The sequence below is a fragment of the Chryseobacterium sp. MMO-72 genome, assembly GCF_037146035.1.
Classification (GTDB): Bacteria; Bacteroidota; Bacteroidia; order Flavobacteriales; family Weeksellaceae; genus Chryseobacterium; species Chryseobacterium indicum.
Genome location: NZ_JBBCWG010000005.1, coordinates 109,649 through 131,896 on the forward strand (window position 1 = coordinate 109,649; position 22,248 = coordinate 131,896).

The 22,248-nt window shown below is 36.4% G+C and carries 20 protein-coding genes and 3 tRNA genes; 5 read left to right on the forward strand and 18 right to left on the reverse strand.

What is annotated here, in order from left to right; translation table 11 throughout:
* Positions 1-580: 580 nt before the first annotated feature.
* The 11 genes from WFH39_RS09180 to WFH39_RS09230 all read right to left on the reverse strand — a co-directional run bounded on the left by WFH39_RS09180 (position 581) and on the right by WFH39_RS09230 (position 10,651).
* Positions 581-1,945, reverse strand: a complete 1,365-nt coding sequence (locus WFH39_RS09180; RefSeq protein WP_336689670.1) for a DUF5458 family protein — start codon at positions 1,943-1,945, stop codon at positions 581-583.
* Between the two features lie 18 nt (positions 1,946-1,963).
* Entirely contained in the window at positions 1,964-2,413 is a 450-nt protein-coding gene (locus WFH39_RS09185) for a hypothetical protein (RefSeq protein ID WP_268052746.1), read from the reverse strand.
* Positions 2,414-2,578: 165 nt separating this feature from the next.
* A complete protein-coding gene (locus WFH39_RS09190; RefSeq protein WP_336689671.1) occupies positions 2,579-4,411 on the reverse strand; it encodes a type VI secretion system baseplate subunit TssF in 1,833 nt (610 codons plus the stop codon).
* Between the two features lie 126 nt (positions 4,412-4,537).
* A complete protein-coding gene (locus WFH39_RS09195; protein ID WP_336689672.1) occupies positions 4,538-4,966 on the reverse strand; it encodes a GPW/gp25 family protein in 429 nt (142 codons plus the stop codon).
* Positions 4,967-5,006: 40 nt separating this feature from the next.
* Positions 5,007-5,708, reverse strand: a complete 702-nt coding sequence (locus WFH39_RS09200) for a hypothetical protein (RefSeq protein WP_268052743.1) — start codon at positions 5,706-5,708, stop codon at positions 5,007-5,009.
* Positions 5,705-6,352: a hypothetical protein gene (locus WFH39_RS09205; protein ID WP_336689673.1), complete on the reverse strand. Its 648-nt coding sequence runs from the start codon at positions 6,350-6,352 to the stop codon at positions 5,705-5,707. Before WFH39_RS09205 ends, WFH39_RS09200 begins: the two co-directional genes overlap by 4 nt.
* A gap of 7 nt (positions 6,353-6,359) precedes the next feature.
* A complete protein-coding gene (gene tssO / locus WFH39_RS09210; protein WP_336689674.1) occupies positions 6,360-6,872 on the reverse strand; it encodes a type VI secretion system TssO in 513 nt (170 codons plus the stop codon).
* Between the two features lie 67 nt (positions 6,873-6,939).
* On the reverse strand, positions 6,940-8,094 hold the full coding sequence (locus tag WFH39_RS09215; RefSeq protein ID WP_336689675.1) for a hypothetical protein: 1,155 nt from the start codon (positions 8,092-8,094) through the stop codon (positions 6,940-6,942).
* Positions 8,095-8,106: 12 nt separating this feature from the next.
* Positions 8,107-9,072: a TssN family type VI secretion system protein gene (locus WFH39_RS09220; protein ID WP_336689676.1), complete on the reverse strand. Its 966-nt coding sequence runs from the start codon at positions 9,070-9,072 to the stop codon at positions 8,107-8,109.
* Complete coding sequence (locus tag WFH39_RS09225) at positions 9,069-10,004, reverse strand: type VI secretion system baseplate subunit TssG (protein ID WP_336689677.1); 936 nt, start codon at positions 10,002-10,004, stop codon at positions 9,069-9,071. The genes WFH39_RS09220 and WFH39_RS09225 overlap by 4 nt, the downstream gene beginning before the upstream one ends.
* Before the next feature lie 2 nt (positions 10,005-10,006).
* Positions 10,007-10,651, reverse strand: a complete 645-nt coding sequence (locus WFH39_RS09230; RefSeq protein ID WP_336689678.1) for an NlpC/P60 family protein — start codon at positions 10,649-10,651, stop codon at positions 10,007-10,009.
* A 179-nt stretch (positions 10,652-10,830) separates the two neighbouring features.
* Between WFH39_RS09230 and WFH39_RS09235 the strand changes: the two genes are divergently transcribed.
* Entirely contained in the window at positions 10,831-11,913 is a 1,083-nt protein-coding gene (locus WFH39_RS09235; RefSeq protein WP_336689679.1) for a PKD domain-containing protein, read from the forward strand.
* A gap of 20 nt (positions 11,914-11,933) precedes the next feature.
* Positions 11,934-14,435, forward strand: coding sequence for an ATP-dependent Clp protease ATP-binding subunit (locus WFH39_RS09240; protein WP_336689680.1), 2,502 nt, complete (start codon positions 11,934-11,936; stop codon positions 14,433-14,435).
* Between the two features lie 372 nt (positions 14,436-14,807).
* On the opposite strand, the gene WFH39_RS09245 is transcribed toward WFH39_RS09240, so the two are convergent.
* From WFH39_RS09245 to WFH39_RS09265, 5 genes are all read right to left on the reverse strand, one after another.
* The gene (locus WFH39_RS09245) at positions 14,808-15,068 is read right to left on the reverse strand and encodes a hypothetical protein (protein WP_336689681.1); all 261 of its coding nucleotides are present in this window, start codon (positions 15,066-15,068) and stop codon (positions 14,808-14,810) included.
* 135 nt (positions 15,069-15,203) lie between these two features.
* Positions 15,204-16,316 (reverse strand): hypothetical protein, encoded by a 1,113-nt coding sequence (locus WFH39_RS09250; RefSeq protein WP_336689682.1) that lies wholly within the window; start codon positions 16,314-16,316, stop codon positions 15,204-15,206.
* A 331-nt stretch (positions 16,317-16,647) separates the two neighbouring features.
* Positions 16,648-16,731: transfer RNA gene (locus tag WFH39_RS09255), tRNA-Leu, on the reverse strand.
* A 5-nt stretch (positions 16,732-16,736) separates the two neighbouring features.
* Positions 16,737-16,812 (reverse strand) — tRNA-Gly (locus WFH39_RS09260).
* A 6-nt stretch (positions 16,813-16,818) separates the two neighbouring features.
* Positions 16,819-16,900, reverse strand: a tRNA-Leu gene (locus WFH39_RS09265).
* A gap of 191 nt (positions 16,901-17,091) precedes the next feature.
* Between WFH39_RS09265 and WFH39_RS09270 the strand changes: the two genes are divergently transcribed.
* The 3 genes from WFH39_RS09270 to WFH39_RS09280 are packed head-to-tail and all read left to right on the forward strand — an operon-like array spanning position 17,092 to position 19,059.
* Positions 17,092-17,469, forward strand: a complete 378-nt coding sequence (locus WFH39_RS09270; RefSeq protein WP_076391131.1) for a DUF3127 domain-containing protein — start codon at positions 17,092-17,094, stop codon at positions 17,467-17,469.
* A 59-nt stretch (positions 17,470-17,528) separates the two neighbouring features.
* A complete protein-coding gene (gene aat / locus WFH39_RS09275; protein ID WP_336689683.1) occupies positions 17,529-18,182 on the forward strand; it encodes a leucyl/phenylalanyl-tRNA--protein transferase in 654 nt (217 codons plus the stop codon).
* Entirely contained in the window at positions 18,169-19,059 is an 891-nt protein-coding gene (locus tag WFH39_RS09280) for a DMT family transporter (RefSeq protein ID WP_336689684.1), read from the forward strand. The genes aat and WFH39_RS09280 overlap by 14 nt, the downstream gene beginning before the upstream one ends.
* A gap of 49 nt (positions 19,060-19,108) precedes the next feature.
* Here the strand turns inward: WFH39_RS09280 and WFH39_RS09285 are convergent, their stop codons facing one another.
* Positions 19,109-20,488 carry a tetratricopeptide repeat protein gene (locus WFH39_RS09285; protein ID WP_336689685.1) on the reverse strand — a complete coding sequence of 460 codons (1,380 nt, stop codon included), beginning with the start codon at positions 20,486-20,488 and terminating at the stop codon, positions 19,109-19,111.
* A gap of 324 nt (positions 20,489-20,812) precedes the next feature.
* A complete protein-coding gene (gene glmM / locus WFH39_RS09290) occupies positions 20,813-22,195 on the reverse strand; it encodes a phosphoglucosamine mutase (RefSeq protein WP_336689686.1) in 1,383 nt (460 codons plus the stop codon).
* Positions 22,196-22,248 lie beyond the last annotated feature (53 nt).

Consider the following 22,248-nt stretch of genomic DNA (forward strand, 5'->3'; position numbering starts at 1 on the left):
TTGTTATAAATATTTCTAAAATTTCACAACGATGTGGAAATATTTATATAACAAATCTATAACTATTTTTCAATCCTGCAAATACTTTGAAATGCTCTTTTTAAAAATAAAACTTAGACAATCAAATAGTTAAAAAATATATTCACATTATAGTTGAGGAAATTCTCTGGTAATTTTTCACATAATCAAGAAATACTATTGTTCTCAATATTAATAAATTATTACAATTGAATTATTCGCAAAATGAAAATTCGCTAATTAATCTGACGTTGTAGATAAATATCTACAAAATTTATTTGAAAATTATTTTGAATTTATCTTTTTCAACCTTCTTTTTTAGGTTTTTGACTAAATCAATCTACAAATATTTCACTAAATGATGCTTTCGAGAAAGTTTCTTTTACGAAAGATTAATATTTACTTCAAGCGATAACAAAATCTGAATTGATTTTTGTTCATATTTTGAGAAAAATATTATGCCCAAATTCCTATGATTTGAAAACAACAGCCATAAAAAAAGCATAGAAGCAAAATAGCTTCCATGCTTAAACACAAATGATAAAAATAGAAATAGAAGAATCTATTTCTGTTCGTATTCTGTATCCCATTCATTCCCGTCATCGCCTTTATGCCCATCCATTTTAATAAGAAAGTTTTTGGCAGGGAAATAAGGTTTCATGTGGATATCCAAATGAATTCTGTCTTTCTGTACAGGATCTTGTTCAAATCTCCTGATCTCAAAATTTTCAATCAGTTTTCCCGGCCCTGTAATTCCATCAAGGAAACGAACAATTTGTCCCATAATTTCTTTTCGGGTAACTGCCGTAAAGTTCTCGAAGGCTCTTCTGTTCAGGAAATCCATCAAGACTTTGGTTACATAATCAAACACTCTAACGACAGAGTATGTTTGAAGCCCTAAATTATCTCCATTGAATAAGGTTTTCCCAGAAAAAGCCATTACTTTTCCGTATTCGTTAACCATCGGAATTAATCCCAGATTTTCAAGATTGGCGATTTCACTTTTCTTCAGATCAAACCTCACCCCGTCAACTTCATTAATCCCACCGAATTTTTTACCCGCAGTAACCTGTGACATCAAAGTTTTGTATACCTTTCCTGCCAAAGCTCCGGAAGGTGGAATAAATAAATCATCCAGTTCATGAATTTCTTCAAATCGTCCTCTTCCTACCAGCCAATTACAAGTCATCAGTACATTGGATCTGTAGATTTCTCCACCGGTAAGGTAAGCCTGATCAAACATTTCCATCACATCATCCGGTTCGTCTAAATGCTCGAAATCCGTCACCAGCATTACTTTATTTTCGTGAGCAATCTTTGCCCATTTTTCAACGACTTTATTAGATCCCAAATATCCCGGAATAACCATCAGACCATAGTTATTCTTCAAATCTAAACGGTCGTAGTTATCGGAAAGTTCTGCATGGATGGTATCAATAAAACGGGTATTATCCAGATCTTTTAACTGCTCCAAAGTGGCATTAACCACAGTAACATTTTTTACTTTATCTGATTCGGTATTTTTGTAGAACATCGCAACCGTTCTGTAATTGGCTTCCAGTTCTCTGGTCACATCTACCGCTTTTGAAAGATTCTTGGATAACAAATCTTCCGCAGATTTTCTTTGGTCTTCACAATGCGCTACCATATCGGTTAAAGAATCGCTTTTGCCGATTACACTTGCCCAAAGTTCTAATGTTTTTTTAAGCGTTTCTCTTTCTTTTTCTTTTCCTTTTTCAGTAAGGAAGATTTTTCTTCTTGCTTTTCGGTCTGGATTGATATTCTGAACGTTTTCTATAGAAGTTTCCAACAGATCATAACCTCCATATCGTGCTAATTTTTCTAATGACTTATCTAAAGAAACCTGTCCTTTCTTTTGCTCTAAAACGGGTGCTTCTACCTGTTGAATTTCCTGTTGTTTTGACATATCTAATTTGTGTTTGGGTTATTTGTTTTCTTCTAATTCTTTAATTAATGATTGCAGAGTGTCCTGCAGGGCTTTTTTAGCGTCAGGATCTTCCAATGCAGCTTTAAGAATTTTGTTGGTTTTCAGTTGTTTTACAATCTTCTGGTACTGGTCTTTTTCAGTTTCCAATCCTGTAAGAAAATTGCTTTGCCCTGTAATTCCTTTGGTTCCGAAATCTCCTAAATTTTTAAAGGTCAGATTTTCCATTTTAATGGCTCCGTCTGCGTCTTCAAAATCTACTTTAACCTCGGGCTTGTAGTGTTCAAAGACCTTTTCAATGGTAGTAAGACCTTCCACCAATTCCGGTTTTACAGGGTCTTCTGCCGTTAATTTCTGTGCAAAGAGGGTTCTGTTTTGTGGGATTTCTGCAATAGCTTCATTTGCATCCAATGGAACTTCATTTCCACCGATTCCTTTGTTTGATAGCATAATATTTTGTTTTAAAAAATTGTTTTTTAAATAATTTGGGGCTGATCAAAGATGAATTCTTATACCCTAGAAAGGTCCAAGCTTTGCTGAGAATGACAGAAGTTTCATCAATGTGTTTTTTGTTTTCTTTATAAAATTAAAAATATTTTTTAAATATACAATGGTTTATCGTATTTGTTTTTCAAATAATCGATAGGGATACATATTTGATGAAGAATCTTTAAGTTTTAACAGAAAACTTTCCCGCAAATATTCCCATTCAGAAGAACTGATCAGCTCCGTTTGTTCGTTGTTTTTTATAAGAAAAATATCGATCGTTCTGCTAAAACCTCCTTTTAACGATACTTCCTTTTTGGTTCCTTTTTGTACTTCTATCCCCAAAATCATACTTTTAAAATGATTCATTCCAAAGGCTTTGATATCCGCTATGGTAACCACTCTGCCTCTGGTAAGGAGTGCATTTCGATACTCCAGAATTTTATCCTGGGAAGATAATTTCCTCCTTCCTCCAAAAGATGCCTGAATCATTGTTGCCGTATTATTCAGTACTTCATTTCCTTCCTGCAGGCATACTGTTGCCGGCTTGAGATTATTTGCTTCTTCCGCAGCTGTTGACCAGTATGATATAAAACACCGGAAATTGGCGTCAGGGTTTCCTGTGGATAGGATAAGGTATGGATTTGTGCTTTGTACAAAGTTCTTTTCTTTGGCGGTTTGATGGAGTGATGCAACGTTTTGATTAAGTTCCCGCAAGGTTTCCACAGACGAATCTCCCCCCATTCCCGAAAATGCGGAAGTTTCATCTTTAATGAGTTCCAAAAGATACTGCAATAACTCAGAAGCGTTTCTTTGGTCAAATCTCGACACACCGCCTTTTCTTAGCAATACAGACACACTTTCACTGTCGGACTCATAGTTCTTTAGATCCAAACGCTTCCCGTTCTCATCAGCAACATAATCCAAATCTAAAAATGAATCTTCTTCTACGGCTATGGGGATAATATTCATCCTGCCCTTTATTCTATGATCCGTTGTTCCGTGCTTCGTATTTATGGCAGGAATGCAATTGAGTGCAAAACGTACATTCTGTAAAATATCCGGTACGATAGCTTCCGAAAATTTAAATTTCAGCCAGATCACCTCTTTGTTTTCTCCTGCCTGATGTCCCGGAAAATAAAGGGTAAACAATTCTTCATGTTCAGGAATCTCTTTGAAATCCAAATTCCCTTTAAGAGTGAAAAAATTAGAAAAATAATATTGATTGACATCATGATAAATATGTTCCAGATCAGAATAATTCCGGGTAATGATATTCTCTAAGTTCAGATGCCTGCTTTCTACATTGTAGCCTTCCTTCAAAGGATATTCTTTATTCCCGAAATATACTTTTGCCTGCTTCATGTAATAAAAGAATAGTTCTTTCTGGTAGGCATTATTGATATCAACAAAAAACTGCAGATCATCCAGACTTTCTCCATTGGGACAATGAATTCCCACCCACATTTCTCCTGATGGAATATGTTTCTCTGCTTTTCCTATTATATCATCGTAGAAAAAACTTTCTATCTGGTTCAGAACATTTCCATAAGCAATATACTGAACCTTTCCTGTGGTTAATTTGGAGGTAAGGGTAGGACTGAAAAATAAATCTTTAGTTTTGGTCTCGGTAGGATTATAGATATTATGCTGTCTCTTGGTGGTTCTAAAACGGGTAAACAATGATAATTCTGCATTATTCTCCAGTGGATTTACCTGCAACAAAGTTCTTGCAGGAACAACCCCGGAAACTTCTTCAGGAAACATCACTTCCAGCACCCTTTCTATAATTCTGGAACGGGAACTTTCTAATTCAAACCCTAATTTTTCCAGCTCAGCGGCACTTGCCGAAAGCAGTAAACTGACAATAGGATCGAAAGAGGTTTCAGCTTCCAATTCGCTATAGCCCCACATTCTTGCGGCTCTTCTTAATATACGGTCTTTGATACGGTCTTGCTTCATGATTTTTAGTTGTCCATTCTCAGTTGATGATTACCGGACTATTTTTGTTCTTTTCTTCCTTTTTTGATTCTGAATTCCCTGTTCTTATCTGACTTCGTCGAATCTTCGATTCCCTGATTCTTTACCTTAATACGAAAGCGGTCCTACAAAGAAGGCGTTACTGAATATAAACGGTCGGTTGGTTTCCAAAACAGTTCCTTTTATCAGGATAGAAACCCTTTTTTTCATTCTTCTTTTTCCCAAGGTTCCCAGATTATGATCATTAATTGTCACTTCTACATCTTCTAATCTGATTCTCCTTTCGTAGGCAGTCACTGATTTTTTGAGAGTGTCGGCTATAAATTCCTTCAAACTATTGTCACTTTTCATAATATCAAAGTCCATTTCCCATATTTCGGTACCGTACGCTTCATCAAACTTACATTCTCCGAAAGAGGTTGTGGCCAGTAAAAAAATATGCTGATGGATAGAACTTTCCAATGATATTTTTTCTGCGTCTTTTTTTTCGGTCAGACTTTCAAAATCGAAAGGTATTTTGTAATAAACTCCCTGCATGGTTAATAATTGATAGGTGATGAATGATAATTTTAACTTCTTACAAATAAATCACTTTCTTAATGTGTCCTTTGTCATCATATTCAAAGTTTTTAGGGATCTTTTTCCGCTTGATAATGTGCAATTCTACTTTTGGAGTCAGTTTTAGAAACTTTTCCCGATATAGAATATCCCCAATAAAACTTTTCCCCTGATCTTTATCTGCCACCACAAAATATTGAGAGATTCCTTTTGGCAGCTTAAATTCATTTACATCTCCTGCATACAACAAAACACTTTGTCCACCATTGGAAAGTTCATAAGTAAGCGCGTCTTGTGACAATTTCCGATGTCTGGAAATATCAAATTTTTCCAGATATTCCACTTGTGGTTCAAAAGGAATATTTTCATACAAATAGGATGTGGTATCAAAACGTTTGAACCCGAAAAATGACAGAAAACTTTTCCTGGTTTTGGAAGTCACAAAATTTAAAGTATCTCTGGTAACCTGATAGGAATTGGTTTCGCCGGTTTTATCATCAGTTACTGTCAGTTTATACGTCGGTATCTCAAGTTCTTTATCATTTATTTTAAGTGAAATCTTCTCTGCTTCCTGATCCGAAATCACCAAGGTAATGGTATGCTTTTTCAGCGCAGAATCAGTTCTCACCACCACGCCATCTTCTCCGTTTCCTCCGTAAAATGGAGAACCGGGATTGTTTGTCAAACCTAAATTAAGGTTAAGTTCCGGAAGTGGACTCATTGTTCTTTTGGTTGTTGGTTATCAGTTGCCGGTTGATGATCTTGGTTTCTAACTCTTTTTTCTTGGCTCTCAGTTCTATCATCCTGCTTATTCTTTTTCACTTTCACTTCATCGGATTTTTTTATCTTATACGGTATCAGACAATTTAAGGATTGCTGAATATGAGCATTGTGAAGCGTATTTACATACATCTCAAAATTCTTTTTGTACGTGTACATCTTGATCTGTGTAACTTCGTTCTGCAAAAGTTTTTCGATTTCTTTTTTTCTGAGCTGCTTGGCAAAAAAAGATTCACAATTAATCGGATATTCGTTTTTTAAGGTGATGACTTCTCCCGATTTAAACTGAATGTCCACATTTTTTTCTTTTTTAATGCAGATATTGTCTTCAAGAATCCGCAGGTACAAATACAGTTTATTTTTCCTTTTACCAAACTGCAAAGTAACATACACCAATTCTTCGTTATTTACCCTCAACTCTATGGGTGGAGTGCTTGCAAAAAAACGCTTATCCAGACGTTGTTTAGTCTGGGTAATTTCGCAGTCAAAAGGGACAAACGATGCAGAATCTGCAGGCTTGCTCTGAGCACGAAAAAGAGATGCCCAGAATAGAAAATTCAAAAAAAAGAAATGATGGAATTTCATAGGTATATTATTGTGCCTGATACAATTGTCTGCAAACCTCCAAATCTGTTTTCATTTTGTCATATTCCGCTTTCAGAGTTTTATTGATGGTACTTAAACTATCCATTAAAACCTGATTGCCCGAAAGCTGCTTGATTTGTTTTTTCGCATCAATCAAATCCTTGTACGTCATAATGGTATTGTTGTACATATTTTTATTTTTCAGGGTATCTTTCGGCAACTGTTTGTACATATCTGCCAAAATAGAAAGAGAGAGTTTTTCGTTGAAAAAATCATTCTGCTTCGGCATTCCCATAGAATCTACCGCTGCTTTTACTTTTTCCAGCTGAAAGGAAAATTTATCCTGAATCTCCATTTCTTTTTGCATTTTAACATTTTCTTTCTTAAGCAAACTGTTTTCCTTAAACGGAAAGTAAGCATTGAAAAATACCGCCGAAACCAAAACAGCGACAGTAATGATGAAAAATAATACGAAAAACCAATAGGCGCTCCTCCGCTGTGTCTTATTTAGAACTTCCATAATTTATGATTGATAATTGATAAATAATGATTGATGATTAAACCTTAAACCTTGAATTTTAAACCGTCTAGTCTGCCAAAAATGTACGGCTTCGTTTGGCATGAATAACGGCTTCCTTATCGTCTGTATTTTCAGATACAAAGATGCTTCCGTCCCGCTTTTTACCAATGTAATCCAGTCTGCTTAAGATTGAAAACAGGTCTTCCAGTGTTTTCATAAACCTTGTAATTTTTGCAATCACGATATCCATCTGGTTGTGGTTGTAATCGGTATTGATGGTTTCTGAAAAAATCACTTCAAAATCTCCCTGGCTTACATTGCACCATTCCGCGAAATAATTCAGCAGCTCTTCTTTGCCTGCTCCACTGCGGGCATCAATAAAATTCTTCAAAACCCTTGCTAATGCAACTACAGATAATAGCATATTGGCCGGTGGTGTATGGGGAGACATCCATCGAAGCCTGTTAATTTCCGTTCCAAGATAGTTCAAGGTTTTATCGGACATCTTTTCCATCATCAGCGCTAAATCTGTAGATTGCTTTTTGGAATGAATTTTCTGGGCTATCTGTACCGAATACAATTCAATCTGTCCGTAAAAACGATCAATCTCGGTGTACAGTTCCTGCAATTTCTGATGACTGGAAACACTTGTACTTGGCGGAATATAATGGTCATCAATTTTAGATTCTCCTGCATTAACCAATATTTTTCCAATCGTCAGATAATTGGCTCCGAAACCAATCGTACTTTTCAGTTCATCTTCAGGGATTAAATTAAGAGAATATTCCGGATGAGTATAAGGATAACGAGGCGGATTTTCTTCAGGATCCGGCTCTCCATAAGGTGTTCTTTTAAAGTGGTTCACCGAAATACACGCAAGTAAAACAGCACTTTCATTCTCTTTCAGTTCGCGGACTGTTTCAGGATAGGGAATGGATAAACTCAAACTTTCTGATGTTCCGATGTCTATTCTTGAACCATTGGGCGTGATGGCATGACATTCTTCTACTTTTATTCTTAGTAATTTGTGGTTATCTATAATAAGATTCATCTTAATAGGCTCTGCCACCGGCAATAACCCATAATTTATCATTGAAGTATGAATTCCCACAGAATCCCGGACGGAATCGCTCACAAAATTCTGTACTTCTAAAAAGTGGTTTTTATTGATTTTCATCCCGTCGATCCAGTTTACGGGAAAATGGTTTAATTTTTCTATCATTTTGTTTATGGTTTAATTGTCTTTTACACGTTCATTATCCTTCTCCTGATCGTATTCAAAATCTGTTTTCCGGTTTACTTTATTTTCTCCTAAAACCTGGTCGGTCCTCATACAGAAAATAACACTGTTTTCTTCAATGCCGTTCATATAAAGCGTCAGATTAGGATCGATATATTTGGTCGTTTCATACCATTTGGGTTGCAGGAAGAACACCCATTCAAATAATCCGTTTTCGTCTTCGACCTGTATTTTTTCTTCCGGATGCCTTTCGTTATAATCTATTACAAAATTGTAAAACAATCTTCCAAAGTCTATTCTCGTAGGTCCCTTTCCCCGGTAAACACTATATTTGGAAGCGTTTTTATCTTTGTCCATCAGAAAGGTAAACACCACCAGATCTCTCATTTCTTCATCGCTTACCCCCGCTGCTTCTTTGTAATTTTCAGGAAACTGCCATGTAACATACACTTTGGGAGGAATAGCCATAGCTCTGTTAAAGGTATCATTCAAAAATGTAGGAATAAAAAACACAATAAAATGCCCCAACATAAGATAGGTAAGTTCCGTTCCGTTAAGAAATGAATAAATGAGCATAAACGGAACTGACGAAAAGAATACAGCAAGCAAAGCAAATAAATATTCCATGCCGGCTTTTTTGAAACCAAACTTGTCAAAATAGGCTCTGTAAGCATAACAGTGAATAATGCCGATAATCAATGAACAGATTTGATAAAAAATAAATTCATATAAATGATTGTCTGAAAAGAGTTTGTTGTATCCCAATAATGAAATAATAGCATATACAAATGTCATCGAAAACAGATAGATGTAGAATTTTGATTTGTATTTCTGCTTAAACTCAGCGGTTTTCTGTGAGAAAATCATGGAAAGTATGATGCAGAATGCAATGGCAACGAGAACGATGACCAAAAGCTGCGGATCGAAAAGATTGGTGAAATATTTTTTTATCTTGCTCATATACATGTGTTATATCCTAAAATAGGTCCGGTTTGGTGATCAAATTCAAATTTTTGTTTTTCTTCGGGAAGCAAAATGATTGTCTTTATTTCTACTTCTATAGGAAAGAAATGTTCATAAAACATGTCTAAAAACTTTTTCTTGTTTCCCTTATGGATAAATTCCGTGAAGGCAGCATTTTTTAAAGGACCTATGGTAATATCCAAATGCCTGGAATAATCGTCGTAGCTATTTCCGGTAATAAAATCCAGCCCCAACCTGCTTTCGCCTAGTAAGATTCCCTGATCCTCATCAGAATATTCCTGATATTCACGATCTCCTATTTTTACCTCTTCTTCCAGTAATACAGAAAGGATTTGACCAGCCAAAGGGATGTCTCCAACAATTTTATAAGCGAAAGGCAGTAATCTGATGAACTTTGAAACCAAAAATGGTGGAAAATCCCGGCTGATGTTCCAAAAGTCATAGAACATGGCGGGAGCGTGACTCCCATTGAGCTCATGAAGAAAAGCGCTTTCGAATGTTTCTATCTCTAAGCCATATCTAAAGTATTCGTTCTCGAAAGGCTGAAAAAAATTTCTTGCCGCCTTTTGCTGCTTTTTTCGATTCCTGTATTCTTTAATCATCGAATCGACACCTTTACCGGGTGTGTCGTTTTTTGATTGATGCGTTACTCCTTCAGGAAGCATATCGTAAATGCTGTCTCTCGAAAGAATGAATTTTAGCAGCTGCGTAGTGTCATAATCAAAATCCACAACCTCGGTATTCAAAATATCAAAGCGGTAAGCACGACTGAACTGCCCGTCTTTTTGAATAATATACTGGTCAGAATCAATATCACCAGCTCTTAACAAATCGCTGATGATCACTTCCGCTTTTACGTCATGATTAAATCCGGTGATCAGTTGTGAAAGGTATTCTAAATGCTCCATGGTTATTCCTTTTCTTTGAGTCTTCCTGCTGCAACGTATCTTAACTGAAAATATTCATCATTGAAGTTATAAATATTTAAACCTCTAGCCGTACACGCCAGAATACGATCATTATGAAGATAAATTCCTACATCGGAAATAGGATGAAATTTATCATACCGGAAGAATAAAATATCTCCTTCTTTCAAAAAAGTACGCCCTGTAAATAATTGTAAGGATTTGGAACGGAAAATCCCGTCCGGAGTTTTAGGAAAAGTTTTCTTGTAAATATCACTGTAAAGTGCCTGAACGAAATATGAAGCCTCCACGCCGACCTGTTTTTCCAGTGTCTGCTTCCGGTAAGGGGTTCCAATCCATTCATCCAGATAAGAATACAATTTGTAATCCCTGATTTCCTTAGGCATTACTTCCATAATAATGGAGTATTTTTCCTTTATACGAAGGGTATCATCGTTTAATCCCTGCGGATTATCATCGACCACAGAATAAGCCAAAGACGTTTTTTCTTTCTCGTTAGATTTCGAAGTGGCAAAATCCTCCGATGAATATTGGTACGGTATTTCGTAAATGTATTTTTTGCTGTTACAGGAACTCAAAACGATCCCCATAAAAAGAATAAGAAATAATTGTTTTTTTTTGCTATTCATCTGTCTATATATTTTATAGTTCAGATGTCACGCCTATCATCCTTGTTTTAATATAAAATCATGGCCCATAGTCGTTTCATCATTTTTAAGTGTTTTAACAAATGTATTAATTTTTCTGAATAAAAAAACACTTTTTAGTGAAAAAAGTTGTGCGAAATTAAAATGCTGAATATATTTGTATGAATACAAAAAGCATGATGAAAAAAATAAAATTCAACTTTCTTCCGAATATTGACCCAAGAATCTATCTCAGTTTTGGTCTTGTATTTCTTTTAAGTCTTATCTTTTTTATTTACCAATACTTCCGCCATATCGATTGTGAGAACGCAAAATATATTATTCATGCAGACGAGTTCTTAGTGAATCGTGTCGTAGAGTTTTATGACAATACGGAAGGAGCAACTTCATGGAAGTGGGATTTTGGAGACAGCACCACTGTGGACAACCGGCAGAGAACTTTCCACCAATATAAAAAACCCGGTCAGTATATTGTTAAACTGACCATTAACGGATCGTGTACTCACGAAAAACTGGTAACCATATCAAGCATCAGCCAACAAAATGGATATTTGCCTGTTATTATGGCTCCCGATGTTGCATTTGTAGGAGAAGCTGTTCAGTTTAACGCAGAAAAAGAAGATGGGGAATCGTGGGAATGGAGTTTTGGAGAAACGGCGGCAACAGATGCTTTGGGAAAATCTCCTGTTTATAAATTCAAGACAGTGGGAGACAAAAAAATAACCCTCATCGTCAATGGTGATGTTGAGCATACTGCCGTGAAAACGATTTATGTAGCTCCCAAAACCATCCGTGCAAAACAAAAAATTGACATGAAGTCTTATGAATTCGAAAAACCTCATGCCGCTTTTTCTCTTCCGCAGGGAGAAGCTCAAAAAGATCCTTTGGTAGATATGCTACAATATATTCCGGTTTCTCCAAAGACAAAATCGAAAAAAGACTCCCTTATTGCAGAGAAAAAGGCTCCGGAAATTTCTAATGAACAGTTTCAGCTGTTGCTGAACCAAGTGGCTGCACAGACCAAAACCAAAGATGATTTCAAAGAGTATCTATGTGGAAAATATGACATTCCTGTAGTGGTTAATAATGACAAATTAGTTCCTTTTGATCAGTTCTGTCAAAATATTACAGGTAAAAAAATTAAAATATCGGCGCTAAGGCTCAATAAAAATAAAAAAAACTGTATTCAGAATATCAACATCCAATATAAGGTCAAAAAATATCTGATCTGGATGAAAGAGTAAAAAATTAAAACACAAAAACGATGAATCACGAAGAAGTTACCTATAATCAGGAAGTTACCAAAGCAATCAATATTGCACAAAAAATAGGAAGAGAAAACCTAAACGCTTATTACACCGGAGCACATCTTATAAAAGCCATGCTTACCCGAGATTTGTCCTTACAAAAACATCTGGAAGCTCTCGGAGTTGATGTGTTTTATCTCGAAGAATGGGCAGAAGTACGAATAGAAGAACTCCCGAAATCTCCCAATAAATATTCTTGCGAACCCGATGAAATTATCGACGAGATTTTCGCAGAAGCCGATTCGGTGAGAGAATTACTCGCCGAAGAAGAAATCTCACTGTTTGCCGTGATGGTTGCCATCAGCTCGCCCGGAGTCGCCTTCAGCTTCGATCAGATGAAAACTTTCCCGGTTTCAAGAAATGAATTATTAAAAGACATCTCCACTTTTGGAGCTTCAGAAATAACAGGAACCACAGAACTTCCAAAAAAAACAAATAAAGGGTTTGTTCAAAAATACTGCATCAACAAAAAAGAGCAGGTAAAAAAGAAAAACAAAAAAGAACTTTTGGTCGGTAGAGATACCGAAATCAATAAAATCACCGAAATTCTTTGCCGTTTCAGCAAACAAAATGTACTGATTATCGGTGATCACGGGGTGGGAAAAACCGCTTTGATAGAAGGTTTCGTGCAGAAAGTTTTATTGAAACAAATTCCGGATATTCTTTCCGGTCTGGAAATTTTTGAGCTGGATATGGGAGCACTCATTGCAGGTGCTTCATACAAAGGCGAGATAGAAGATCGGATTAAAAACATTGCCCAGGAATTAAAATCGATCCCCAAATCGGTGCTCATTATTGAAGAATTTCATTCTCTTTTCGGAAGCCACGGAAGCGATTCGGGCATTGTCAACCTTTTGAAAAGTGAGCTTTCCAATGGTTTAACGCTTATTTCTACTTCAACCATCGAAGAATACACCAAAAAAATTGAAAAAGAACAAGGGTTGGCAGGAATGTTTGAGTTGTTGAAACTCGAAGAATCCAGTGATGAAATTCATCTCAGAATGCTGAAACAGACTTTGGAAGAGTATCAGATTCATCATAAAATTACCATTGATGATCAAACCATGAAAGAAGCCATTCGTCTTTCCCAGCGTTATATGAAGGAGAAAAGTTTGCCCGCGTCTGCAATTGATTTAATAGATCACACCATGTCTGTCCTTAAAACGGCAGGAGAATCTTTTTTAAAGGAAAGAAACCATTTGGTGACTAAAATCATACATCTGGAAGACAATACCCATAATTATATAGAAGAAGAACGAAAAATGCACGCGGATTGGTTGTTGAAAGACCTTATTGAAAAAACAAAATACCTGATCAGCACTGCCGATGCGCAGCAAGAAGAAAACGAACTTCCAAAATTTGAAAATGCCGATGAAATCTTAAAATTTTCCCGGGAACTGATTGAAAAAACAGAAAAAATTGCTCAGGAAAAAAGAACGCATATCACAGAATTCGATTTGGGGTTAATTATTTCTCAAAAAACAAATATCCCGATTGGGAAACTGAAAGAAGAGGAAAAACAAAAACTCAACGATATGGAAGGTGTTCTTGCCAAACGTGTGGTAGGACAAGACCATGCCATTACCATAGTTTCGGAAGCGGTTTTGGAAACCCGATCCGGATTGAGTAAAGCCGGACAACCCATCGGTTCATTTTTCTTTTTAGGACCAACAGGAACAGGAAAAACTGAATTGGCAAAATCGTTGGCAGAATTTCTTTTTCAAGATGAAAATGCCATCATCCGTTTCGATATGTCAGAATTTAAAGAAGAACATTCTGCTGCGCTTCTTTACGGTGCTCCTCCGGGATATGTCGGTTATGAAGAAGGCGGGCTTTTGGTGAATAAAATCCGCCAGAAACCCTACTCAATTGTTCTTTTTGATGAAATTGAAAAAGCACATGCTTCAGTTTTTGATGTATTTCTTCAAATTATGGATGAAGGAAAACTCCACGACAGACTCGGAAAAGAAGGTGATTTCTCCAATGCCATTATTTTATTTACCTCGAATATCGGTTCAGAATTTATTGTAGAATCATTCGGAAAGGGCGAAATCCCGCCATCTTCAAAATTATTGGAAATGATGAGCCGCTTCTTCCGTCCAGAATTCTTGGGAAGATTAACAGAAACCATTCCTTTTGCACCAATAAGCAAAGATAATGCCCTGAAAATATTTGAAATCCACCTGAGAAAAGAGTTGTTGGATTTAGCGAAAAATCTGAATATTGAACTCATCATCAGTCAGGAAGCGAAAGAGTATCTTTCTACAGAAGGGTACGATATAAAATACGGCGCTAGACCTTTAAAAGGGGTGATTCGTGAAAGATTAAGAAGACCCCTGGCGAAAAAAATCGTTGCCGGAGAATTTAAAGAGGGAGACAAAGTGGAAGTTACTTTGGAAGGAGAAGAAATTGTATGGAAGAAAATTCAGGAGAGTCTTGAAAAAGACAGCAATCAGTAATTTTGAAACATTAAGCGCATTATTGTAGTTTAGGTGAAAAAGATCAGAATCAGGTAAAAGCAAAAAGCTATAAACAAAAAGAGTCAGTCTCACAACTTTATGATGTGAATTAAGATTCCATTGTAAGAAAACTATTCTCCATCATGGAATCAAAAAAAACATTAAAAAAGATCGTCTTTACCAGTTGTGAGACGAATTCTTTATATATCAAAACACAGTAATCCAGATCCTTATTTTATTCTTTTATCAAGGATAAAATAAAAATAGAAAAATGTAATTGTAATGTTGTTCTTTCTGATTTTTGCATTTCAATCTATTATTCAACTAAAAATCTCCCATTGGAAAACCAAGGGAAATCGTGTTCATGTAAGGCTATTCTTTAAGACAGAATTCATGCAGATAGTATTCTATGGTATCCCAGTTGATGCCTTCTTCAGGGTTATATTCTGCAATCATCCGGTATAGGGCTTTCATAAATTCACCCCTTTCAAACAAAGACTGTCCGGCAATTTTTTCCAGTTCTTTTGCCTTCTCTTCAAAATGCTCTTCTTTCCAGATGAAAACAGTTTCCAGATGGGAGAGTCTTTCTACAATCTCCTGATGTCCCATATTCGGAAATACAGAAGTTCCCACTTTTTCAGAAACAATAATAAACTACCCCGAGGCAAGCCTCGAGGTATTCTCTTCGAATAAAGATGAAAATGGTATGAAAATTCATCGTTTTTCCTTGCAATCGATGTGCAAGATTGTGTGTCGAAATAAACTTAGTTAAAAATCAAAATTTTTTGGTTCTCCATTCAGTTCTCTCCCTCTCAGAATAGCTTCTTTCCATACTTTGCTTATGTCCATATAGGTTTTAAAGCGTTCCTTTTCCTCTTCTGTACCTAGTGCAATTCCTATTTGCTGGGTCATTTTATATTTTTGAAAGGCTAAAGGTAAATGTTCAGTAATTTTTTTTAGTTTGTAATTTTCTACTGCCTTACTCAAGGCGATGCGGTAATCTTCGTGGGCTTCTATAGGAATCAGCTCATCTTTTATCTCGGATAGATATCGCAGATTTTCATCTGTCCGTTCATTTTCATAGGTATGATGATGTTCTGTCCCTTTTATATATTCTGTTATAAGCCTTTGGGTATGTTTGTCTTCTATGAGCCTGGCTAAATCTCTATGCAAAGAGGTATCAAAGTAATTCATATAAGGTTTTTCCCATTCAGGATCTTTTACATAAGGAGCAGAAGGAGGGTTTTTCTTTTGCTCATCTTCACTGCACAATTTTCGATAAAATTCTTCTTTTTTTCCTTTTATATCGGGAAGAGTAAGAAGGACGCCATTGCCTGTTTTCCCGTTATGATAATCATACCATTCGGGAAAGTTTCGATTTTCGTTATTAGTCTCGTAAGCTTCTTTTATCTCGTCATAATCTTGCCAATCTTCAAACCAATCTTGTTCTAGTTCTGCATTGTTTTGTAAGAGGGACTGGCAATACCAATCTACTTCTTGCTCGGTAACGGCGTCTATAAAAGGGCAATTCAATACATCTTCTTCCCATGCTCTAAAGTCAAAAGCAACTTCCACTTCTTTTATTTCCAACTGTTCGGCCCGCCAAAGACATTGAGCGTCAAAAAGTTTTTTTTGTTGAATGATAGAGAGATGTTCGAATGCGAGATCAATCCATTCGTTTTGCTTTTGCTCATTTAATCTTTGGTACATTTCGCCCCATTGTAAACCAGATGCTTTTGTATTCGCATAGGCTTTACAAAAATCTTCTTTGGAAAATTTTTGATAGGGCTTGCAGTATTCCTGTACAGCCGGGTTTTCCATGAGCTCTTTTACCCATTGTTCACGAAATTGCTGGTAATCTGTTTTCTTTTCTTCACTCATCGTTTGTTGGAATTAACGGTTAGGCAGAAAATAAAAAGAGTTGAAAAATTCTTCTTTGTTTTGTGCTTCTGACCCTCGCCTTCATTTATTCAAATTTATACATTCTTATTATTAAATGTATAAAAAAATAAAACACTTCACTTTTGTATAAAGCCTCCATTTTTATCAAAAATAGTTACAGGATTTTTTTGTACAACAATTCTGATTTTCTGAAAAGAAACCAAAGTGTATCATTTTGAACCAGTTAGAACCAAAAAATGTTGTACCCGAGATTTTTAGGCATAAAAAAAGCCCTCTTAAAAAGAGAGCTAAACCGCTGAAAATCAGCTTGTACCCCAGGCGGGACTTGAACCCGCACGCCAAAAGAGGCACAGGATTTTAAGTCCTGCGTGTCTACCAGTTCCACCACCAGGGCAGGCGTGGAGCGAAAAACGGGATTCGAACCCGCGACCCCAACCTTGGCAAGGTTGTGCTCTACCAGCTGAGCTATTTTCGCATACTGTGCGGATGAAGGGACTCGAACCCCCACGCCTCTCGGCACCAGATCCTAAGTCTGGCGTGGCTACCAATTACACCACATCCGCGTTGATTATGATGAAAACTTATTTTTTAAAAGAACTCGTTTCGTTTTGTCGTTTTCAGTGGTGCAAAGATAGGATAAATTCTTTTACCTCCAAACTTTTCAGGAAAAAAAATTAAAATTTTTACATTTTTTTTTTCACGTAGCCTTTATTACGATTGATTTTCTTACTTTTACAGCGTTAATTAATATGATATGGAATTACAAGGAACGGTAAAGAAAATATTTGATGCTCAGACTTTTGCGAGCGGTTTCCAAAAGAGAGAAATGGTGATTCTGACGCAGGAGCAGTATCCACAACCGATAAACATAGAATTTTTGTCTGACAAGATCAGTTTATTGGATAATTTAAGAGAAGGAGAGAATGTGAAAGTAGGAATCAATATCAGAGGAAGAGAATGGGTTTCTCCACAGGGCGAAACAAAATACTTCAATTCCATTACAGGATGGAGAGTAGAAAAAGTATTTGATAATGCTTCAGAACCTACACAGGCAGCACCATCGCAGTCTGCTTCCCCGGTTTCTAACGAGAATCCTTTCGCAGATGACGAGGATGACGATCTGCCTTTCTAATACAATAGATAACACTGAAAATACAAATCCTGCTTTATCAAGTGGGATTTTTTTTGAAAATGGTTCGATTAGACGAAAACGAAATTTCATTTCCCGATCCGCAGGTTTATGACGGACATGAGGGCGTTATTGCTTTTGGCGGTGATCTTTCGATCGACAGGGTGTGGTTTGCCTATCAGTTGGGAATTTTTCCATGGTATAATCCCGATGAAGAAATTCTCTGGTGGTGTCCCGATCCGAGATTTGTATTGTTTCCGAAAGAGGTCAGAGTCTCAAAGTCAATGCGGAAAATTCTCAACAGGAATATTTTTACTTTTTCGGAGAACAAAAACTTCAGAGAGGTTATCAGAAACTGTCAGGAAATTAGCCGGAAAGGACAAACCGGAACATGGCTTTCGGATGAATTAATGGATGTTTTCATCAGACTTCATGATTACGGACTGGCAAAAAGCATTGAAGTATGGCAGGATGAAGAACTGGTCGGTGGTTTTTATGGTTTACAGATTGGAAATGTTTTCTGCGGCGAAAGCATGTTTGCCAAAGTGAGCAACGCTTCCAAAGCCGGATTTATTTATTTCGCTGAAAAATACCAGAACAGCATCGAACTTATTGACTGCCAGTCTCACACAGATCACCTTGAAAGTCTGGGAGCCAGAATGATTCCTAAAAAAGAGTTTTTAAAAATTTTATACGAAAACAATGAACGCAGATAAAGAAAAATGGATACTCCTGATTGTACTCAGCATTATTTGGGGATCGTCATTTATTCTGATCAAAAAATCTTTAGAGCATTTCAGTCCCTATCAGGTCGGAGCTTTGAGGGTATTAATCGCAGGAATTATTCTGATGCCTGTTGCAATTTCAAAATACAAGCTTTTTCCCAAGAAGCATTTAAAATGGCTGATTTTAGCGGCTTTTACGGGGAATTTTTTCCCGATGTTTCTGTTTCCGATTGCAGAGACAAAAGTAAGCAGCAGTATTGCGGGAATTATCAATTCTATGATGCCGATTTTCGTGATTATTGTGGGTGCTCTGATCTGGAAGTTTGAAACAACAAAGAAACAGCTTATCGGGACTTTAATTAGTTTCAGCGGAGTCTGTTTACTGGCTTTTGGCGGAGACGGAGAAGGCGGAAAATTTAAACTGATTCCTATTGTACTTCTTCTTCTGGCTACTTTTTGCTATGCTTTAAGTACAACAACGGTGAAATCCAAGCTTATGGAAGTTTCGTCAACTGTTTTATCGGCTTTTGTGTTTGGATTTGTTTTATTTTTTCCTTCGTTAATTGCTTTAACTTTTACCGGATTTTTCTCGACATTCAGTTTTGATGAAAGTAATCTGACGGGACTGTTTTTTGTAAGTCTTCTATCAATTTTCGGAACCGGATTGGCTATGATGATGAATTACCGTCTGTTAAAAGTTTCAACGCCATTATTTGCATCAACCGTAACTTTACTGATGCCTATTGTTGCGATTATCTGGGGAATTCTGGATGGTGAAAAGCTTTCGGTTTTACAGTTTGTGGGTGCAAGTATTATTATTGCCGGACTCATCTTTTTAAGAACAAAATCTAATGTAAACAAAAAATAAATCCTACATTTCTGCAGGATTTTTATTGTGTCATCAGAAAATCAAATGACTAATTTTTCTTTTTAACTTTTGCCTTCGCTTTTTTAACCTCATCTTTAATGAAAGGATACTTTTTCTGCATATCCGTTACTAAAGAAGGATCAAGCTCCAGTGCATTCTGAAGAGATTCAACACCTTTTTCCTGATCTTTAAGATTGAAATAACAATTGCTGAGCTGATAATACAATTCGGCTCTGTTATGCGATTTTAAAGCTTCCTTTAAAACGATGATCGCTTCTTCATATTCTCCCAAAAGCATTAAAACTTCTGAGTAAGCGTACCAGTTGTAGAATCTTGAAGGTTCTACATCCACCAGCTTTTTAAGGCATGAAAGGCTTTCCTCAAACTTACCTGAATCAATGAACAGAAATGCTAATCTTTTCTGATAATCAAGGTTATTTTCGTTAAGATAAGTTGCTTCTCTTGCAAAATGCAATGCTTCCGTCATTCCGCCCATTTCCTCGTAAAGATACGACTGCTCCATCATGGAAAGGTAGAACTGCGGATCTTCTCTTAAAGATTTCTGGAAAAAGTTTAAGGCAACGATAGGCTGCTTCAAAGCTTTATAACACAGCCCGATTTTATAGAAGGTAAATGCTTTGGTATATTCCAGTTCCAGCATTTCTTCATAAACTTCAATAGCTTTCTTATAATGCCCTAAAGCTTCATAACAGGCTGCTTTATTGGCATAAACACCTACAGAATTGGAGTTGATCGCCAGCAAATAATCATATCCTTTTATTGCTTCTTCGTAATTTTTTCTGTTGAAGTAGAACTGTCCGTACTCGAACCACGCTACTTCAGAATAGGCAAATTCATCCAGATATTCATTCAGAAAGGCTATAGCTTCCTCACTCTTATTAAGATCTGCAAAGCACACCATGCAGTTTTCCAGCGAATATTCATCCGTAGGATCTTCTTTCAGTGCTTTTCTGTAATGTTTAAGAGCGTTAAAAGGGTCTCCTAAATTAACATATTCGTCCGCAATAAAGTTGTGGAGGAAATTTTCTTCTTCCTTCAGCTCCAATGCTTTTTTACAAATTTCTATGGATTTTTTAGGATTTCCTAAATTCGAATAATACTTTGCGTAGCATACCAAAAAGTCTGTGTTTTCCATTGAAGAACCTTTCAACTCATCGATAAGGTCTTTCGCCGCATTATAATCTTCCCATTCTAAAAGAACTTCAAGTTTTTTAATCTTAATGTCCAAAGAATTGGGATGAAGCTTCAAACCGTAATTCACCGCCATATCGGCGTAATTAAAGTCTCCCAGCTCCAGGTAGTAAACAATAATGTCTTCCAATTCTTCTGTATCAAAGTAGAATTCATCATTATTTTCCATCATTTCTTCGAACTTCTTCACAAGTTCATTTCCAAAATACTCTTCCAATACTCACATCCTTCGTCGGCCAATGTCTGAATATGCTTACAAACCTCGACAAACTTTTTTAAATTAATATTACTTCTGAAATTTATGATTCAAAATGTATGCAAAGTTGCGAAATTTTTTTGACATTTATTTTCGTAAATTTCTATCTGAAAGATAGTAAAAAGATCATTATCATCAAAGAATTGTGGATAAAAAAGGAGGAGTTATTGTTAATTTAACATAATGATGAACGCTTTTTGCGAAGATTCAAATCTTCAATAATTTTTGAAGTTTTCAATTTTTAAACATAAAAACGGAGCTAAAAAGCTCCGCTGTTATTTCAAATTAAATCAGACTTTTAATTTTTGCGATGATATCGTCTCCTAATTTATCTGCTTCTTCCTGAGATTTTGCCTCCGTATAAATTCTGATGATCGGCTCTGTATTTGATTTTCTGAGGTGAACCCAGTTGTTTTCAAAATCAATTTTCACACCGTCTACTGTAGAAACTTCTTCATTCTGATATTCTTTTTCCATTTTGGATAAAATATCATCTACATTAATTTCCGGCGTTAATTCGATTTTCTTTTTACCCATGAAATAGCTTGGATAGCCTGCTCTCAGTTCGGAAACCGTTTTATTTTCTTTTGCTAAATGGGTTAAAAATAAAGCAACTCCAACTAAAGAATCTCTTCCGTAGTGAAGATCCGGATAAATAATTCCTCCGTTTCCTTCTCCTCCGATCACGGCATTTTTTTCCTTCATTAAGGTTACCACATTCACCTCTCCTACGGCACTGGCAAAATATTCGGAATTGTGGGTGTTTGCCACATCTCTTAAAGCACGACTTGATGAAAGGTTGGAAATTGCCACTCCGTTTTTATTTTTCAGCAAATAATCTGCAACGGCAACCAATGTATATTCTTCGCCAAACATTTCGCCTTTTTCATCGATTAAAGCTAATCTGTCTACATCCGGATCAACAACGATTCCGAAATCTGCACCTTCTTTTTTTACCAGCTCACAAATATCTCCCAAATGTTCTTTTAGCGGTTCCGGATTGTGCGGAAAATGACCGGTCGGTTCACAGTATAATTTTACCGTTTCGCAGCCTAGTTTATCCAAAAGCATCGGAATTGCGATTCCTCCAGTAGAATTAACCGCATCCAAAACCACTTTGAAATTTTTAGCTTTAATGGCTTCTGCATCTACCATCGGCAAATCTAAAATCTGCTGAATATGAATATCAAAAGCATCTTCTCGTGTCTCATATTTTCCCAAATCGTCCACTTCTGCATAGTTGAAATCTTCGCTTTCTGCCAAAGCCAAAACTTCAGCTCCGTTTTCTCCGCTGATGAATTCTCCTTTATCATTCAGCAATTTCAAAGCGTTCCACTGTTTCGGATTGTGGGAAGCGGTGAGAATAATTCCTCCGTCTGCTTTCAGTTCGGGAACCATAATTTCTACAGTTGGTGTTGTGGAAAGTCCTAAATCTACTACGTTAATTCCAAGCCCCTGTAAAGTTGCTGTTACCAGAGAAGAAACCATTTGTCCGGAGATTCTTGCATCTCTACCGATAACCAGAGTTAAATCTTTTTTATTTTTATTGTTCTGAAGCCAGGTTCCGAATGCGGAAGCAAATTTTACCACATCAAGCGGCGTTAAATTATCGTTTACTTTTCCGCCAATGGTTCCACGGATTCCTGAAATGCTTTTTATTAGTGACATATTTCGCTCTGTTATAAATTAGTATCATTTTATCATAAACATCCTCTAAAATT

Coding starts and splice junctions, on each gene's coding strand:
- WFH39_RS09180 (WP_336689670.1), bottom strand. CDS start 1,945: ATGTCAAAACAACAGGAAATTCAACAGGTAGAAGCACCCGTTTTAGAG.
- WFH39_RS09185 (WP_268052746.1), bottom strand. CDS start 2,413: ATGCTATCAAACAAAGGAATCGGTGGAAATGAAGTTCCATTGGATGCA.
- WFH39_RS09190 (WP_336689671.1), bottom strand. CDS start 4,411: ATGAAGCAAGACCGTATCAAAGACCGTATATTAAGAAGAGCCGCAAGA.
- WFH39_RS09195 (WP_336689672.1), bottom strand. CDS start 4,966: ATGCAGGGAGTTTATTACAAAATACCTTTCGATTTTGAAAGTCTGACC.
- WFH39_RS09200 (WP_268052743.1), bottom strand. CDS start 5,708: ATGAGTCCACTTCCGGAACTTAACCTTAATTTAGGTTTGACAAACAAT.
- WFH39_RS09205 (WP_336689673.1), bottom strand. CDS start 6,352: ATGAAATTCCATCATTTCTTTTTTTTGAATTTTCTATTCTGGGCATCT.
- tssO (WP_336689674.1), bottom strand. CDS start 6,872: ATGGAAGTTCTAAATAAGACACAGCGGAGGAGCGCCTATTGGTTTTTC.
- WFH39_RS09215 (WP_336689675.1), bottom strand. CDS start 8,094: ATGATAGAAAAATTAAACCATTTTCCCGTAAACTGGATCGACGGGATG.
- WFH39_RS09220 (WP_336689676.1), bottom strand. CDS start 9,072: ATGAGCAAGATAAAAAAATATTTCACCAATCTTTTCGATCCGCAGCTT.
- WFH39_RS09225 (WP_336689677.1), bottom strand. CDS start 10,004: ATGGAGCATTTAGAATACCTTTCACAACTGATCACCGGATTTAATCAT.
- WFH39_RS09230 (WP_336689678.1), bottom strand. CDS start 10,651: ATGAATAGCAAAAAAAAACAATTATTTCTTATTCTTTTTATGGGGATC.
- WFH39_RS09235 (WP_336689679.1), top strand. CDS start 10,831: ATGAATACAAAAAGCATGATGAAAAAAATAAAATTCAACTTTCTTCCG.
- WFH39_RS09240 (WP_336689680.1), top strand. CDS start 11,934: ATGAATCACGAAGAAGTTACCTATAATCAGGAAGTTACCAAAGCAATC.
- WFH39_RS09250 (WP_336689682.1), bottom strand. CDS start 16,316: ATGAGTGAAGAAAAGAAAACAGATTACCAGCAATTTCGTGAACAATGG.
- WFH39_RS09270 (WP_076391131.1), top strand. CDS start 17,092: ATGGAATTACAAGGAACGGTAAAGAAAATATTTGATGCTCAGACTTTT.
- aat (WP_336689683.1), top strand. CDS start 17,529: ATGGTTCGATTAGACGAAAACGAAATTTCATTTCCCGATCCGCAGGTT.
- WFH39_RS09280 (WP_336689684.1), top strand. CDS start 18,169: ATGAACGCAGATAAAGAAAAATGGATACTCCTGATTGTACTCAGCATT.
- glmM (WP_336689686.1), bottom strand. CDS start 22,195: ATGTCACTAATAAAAAGCATTTCAGGAATCCGTGGAACCATTGGCGGA.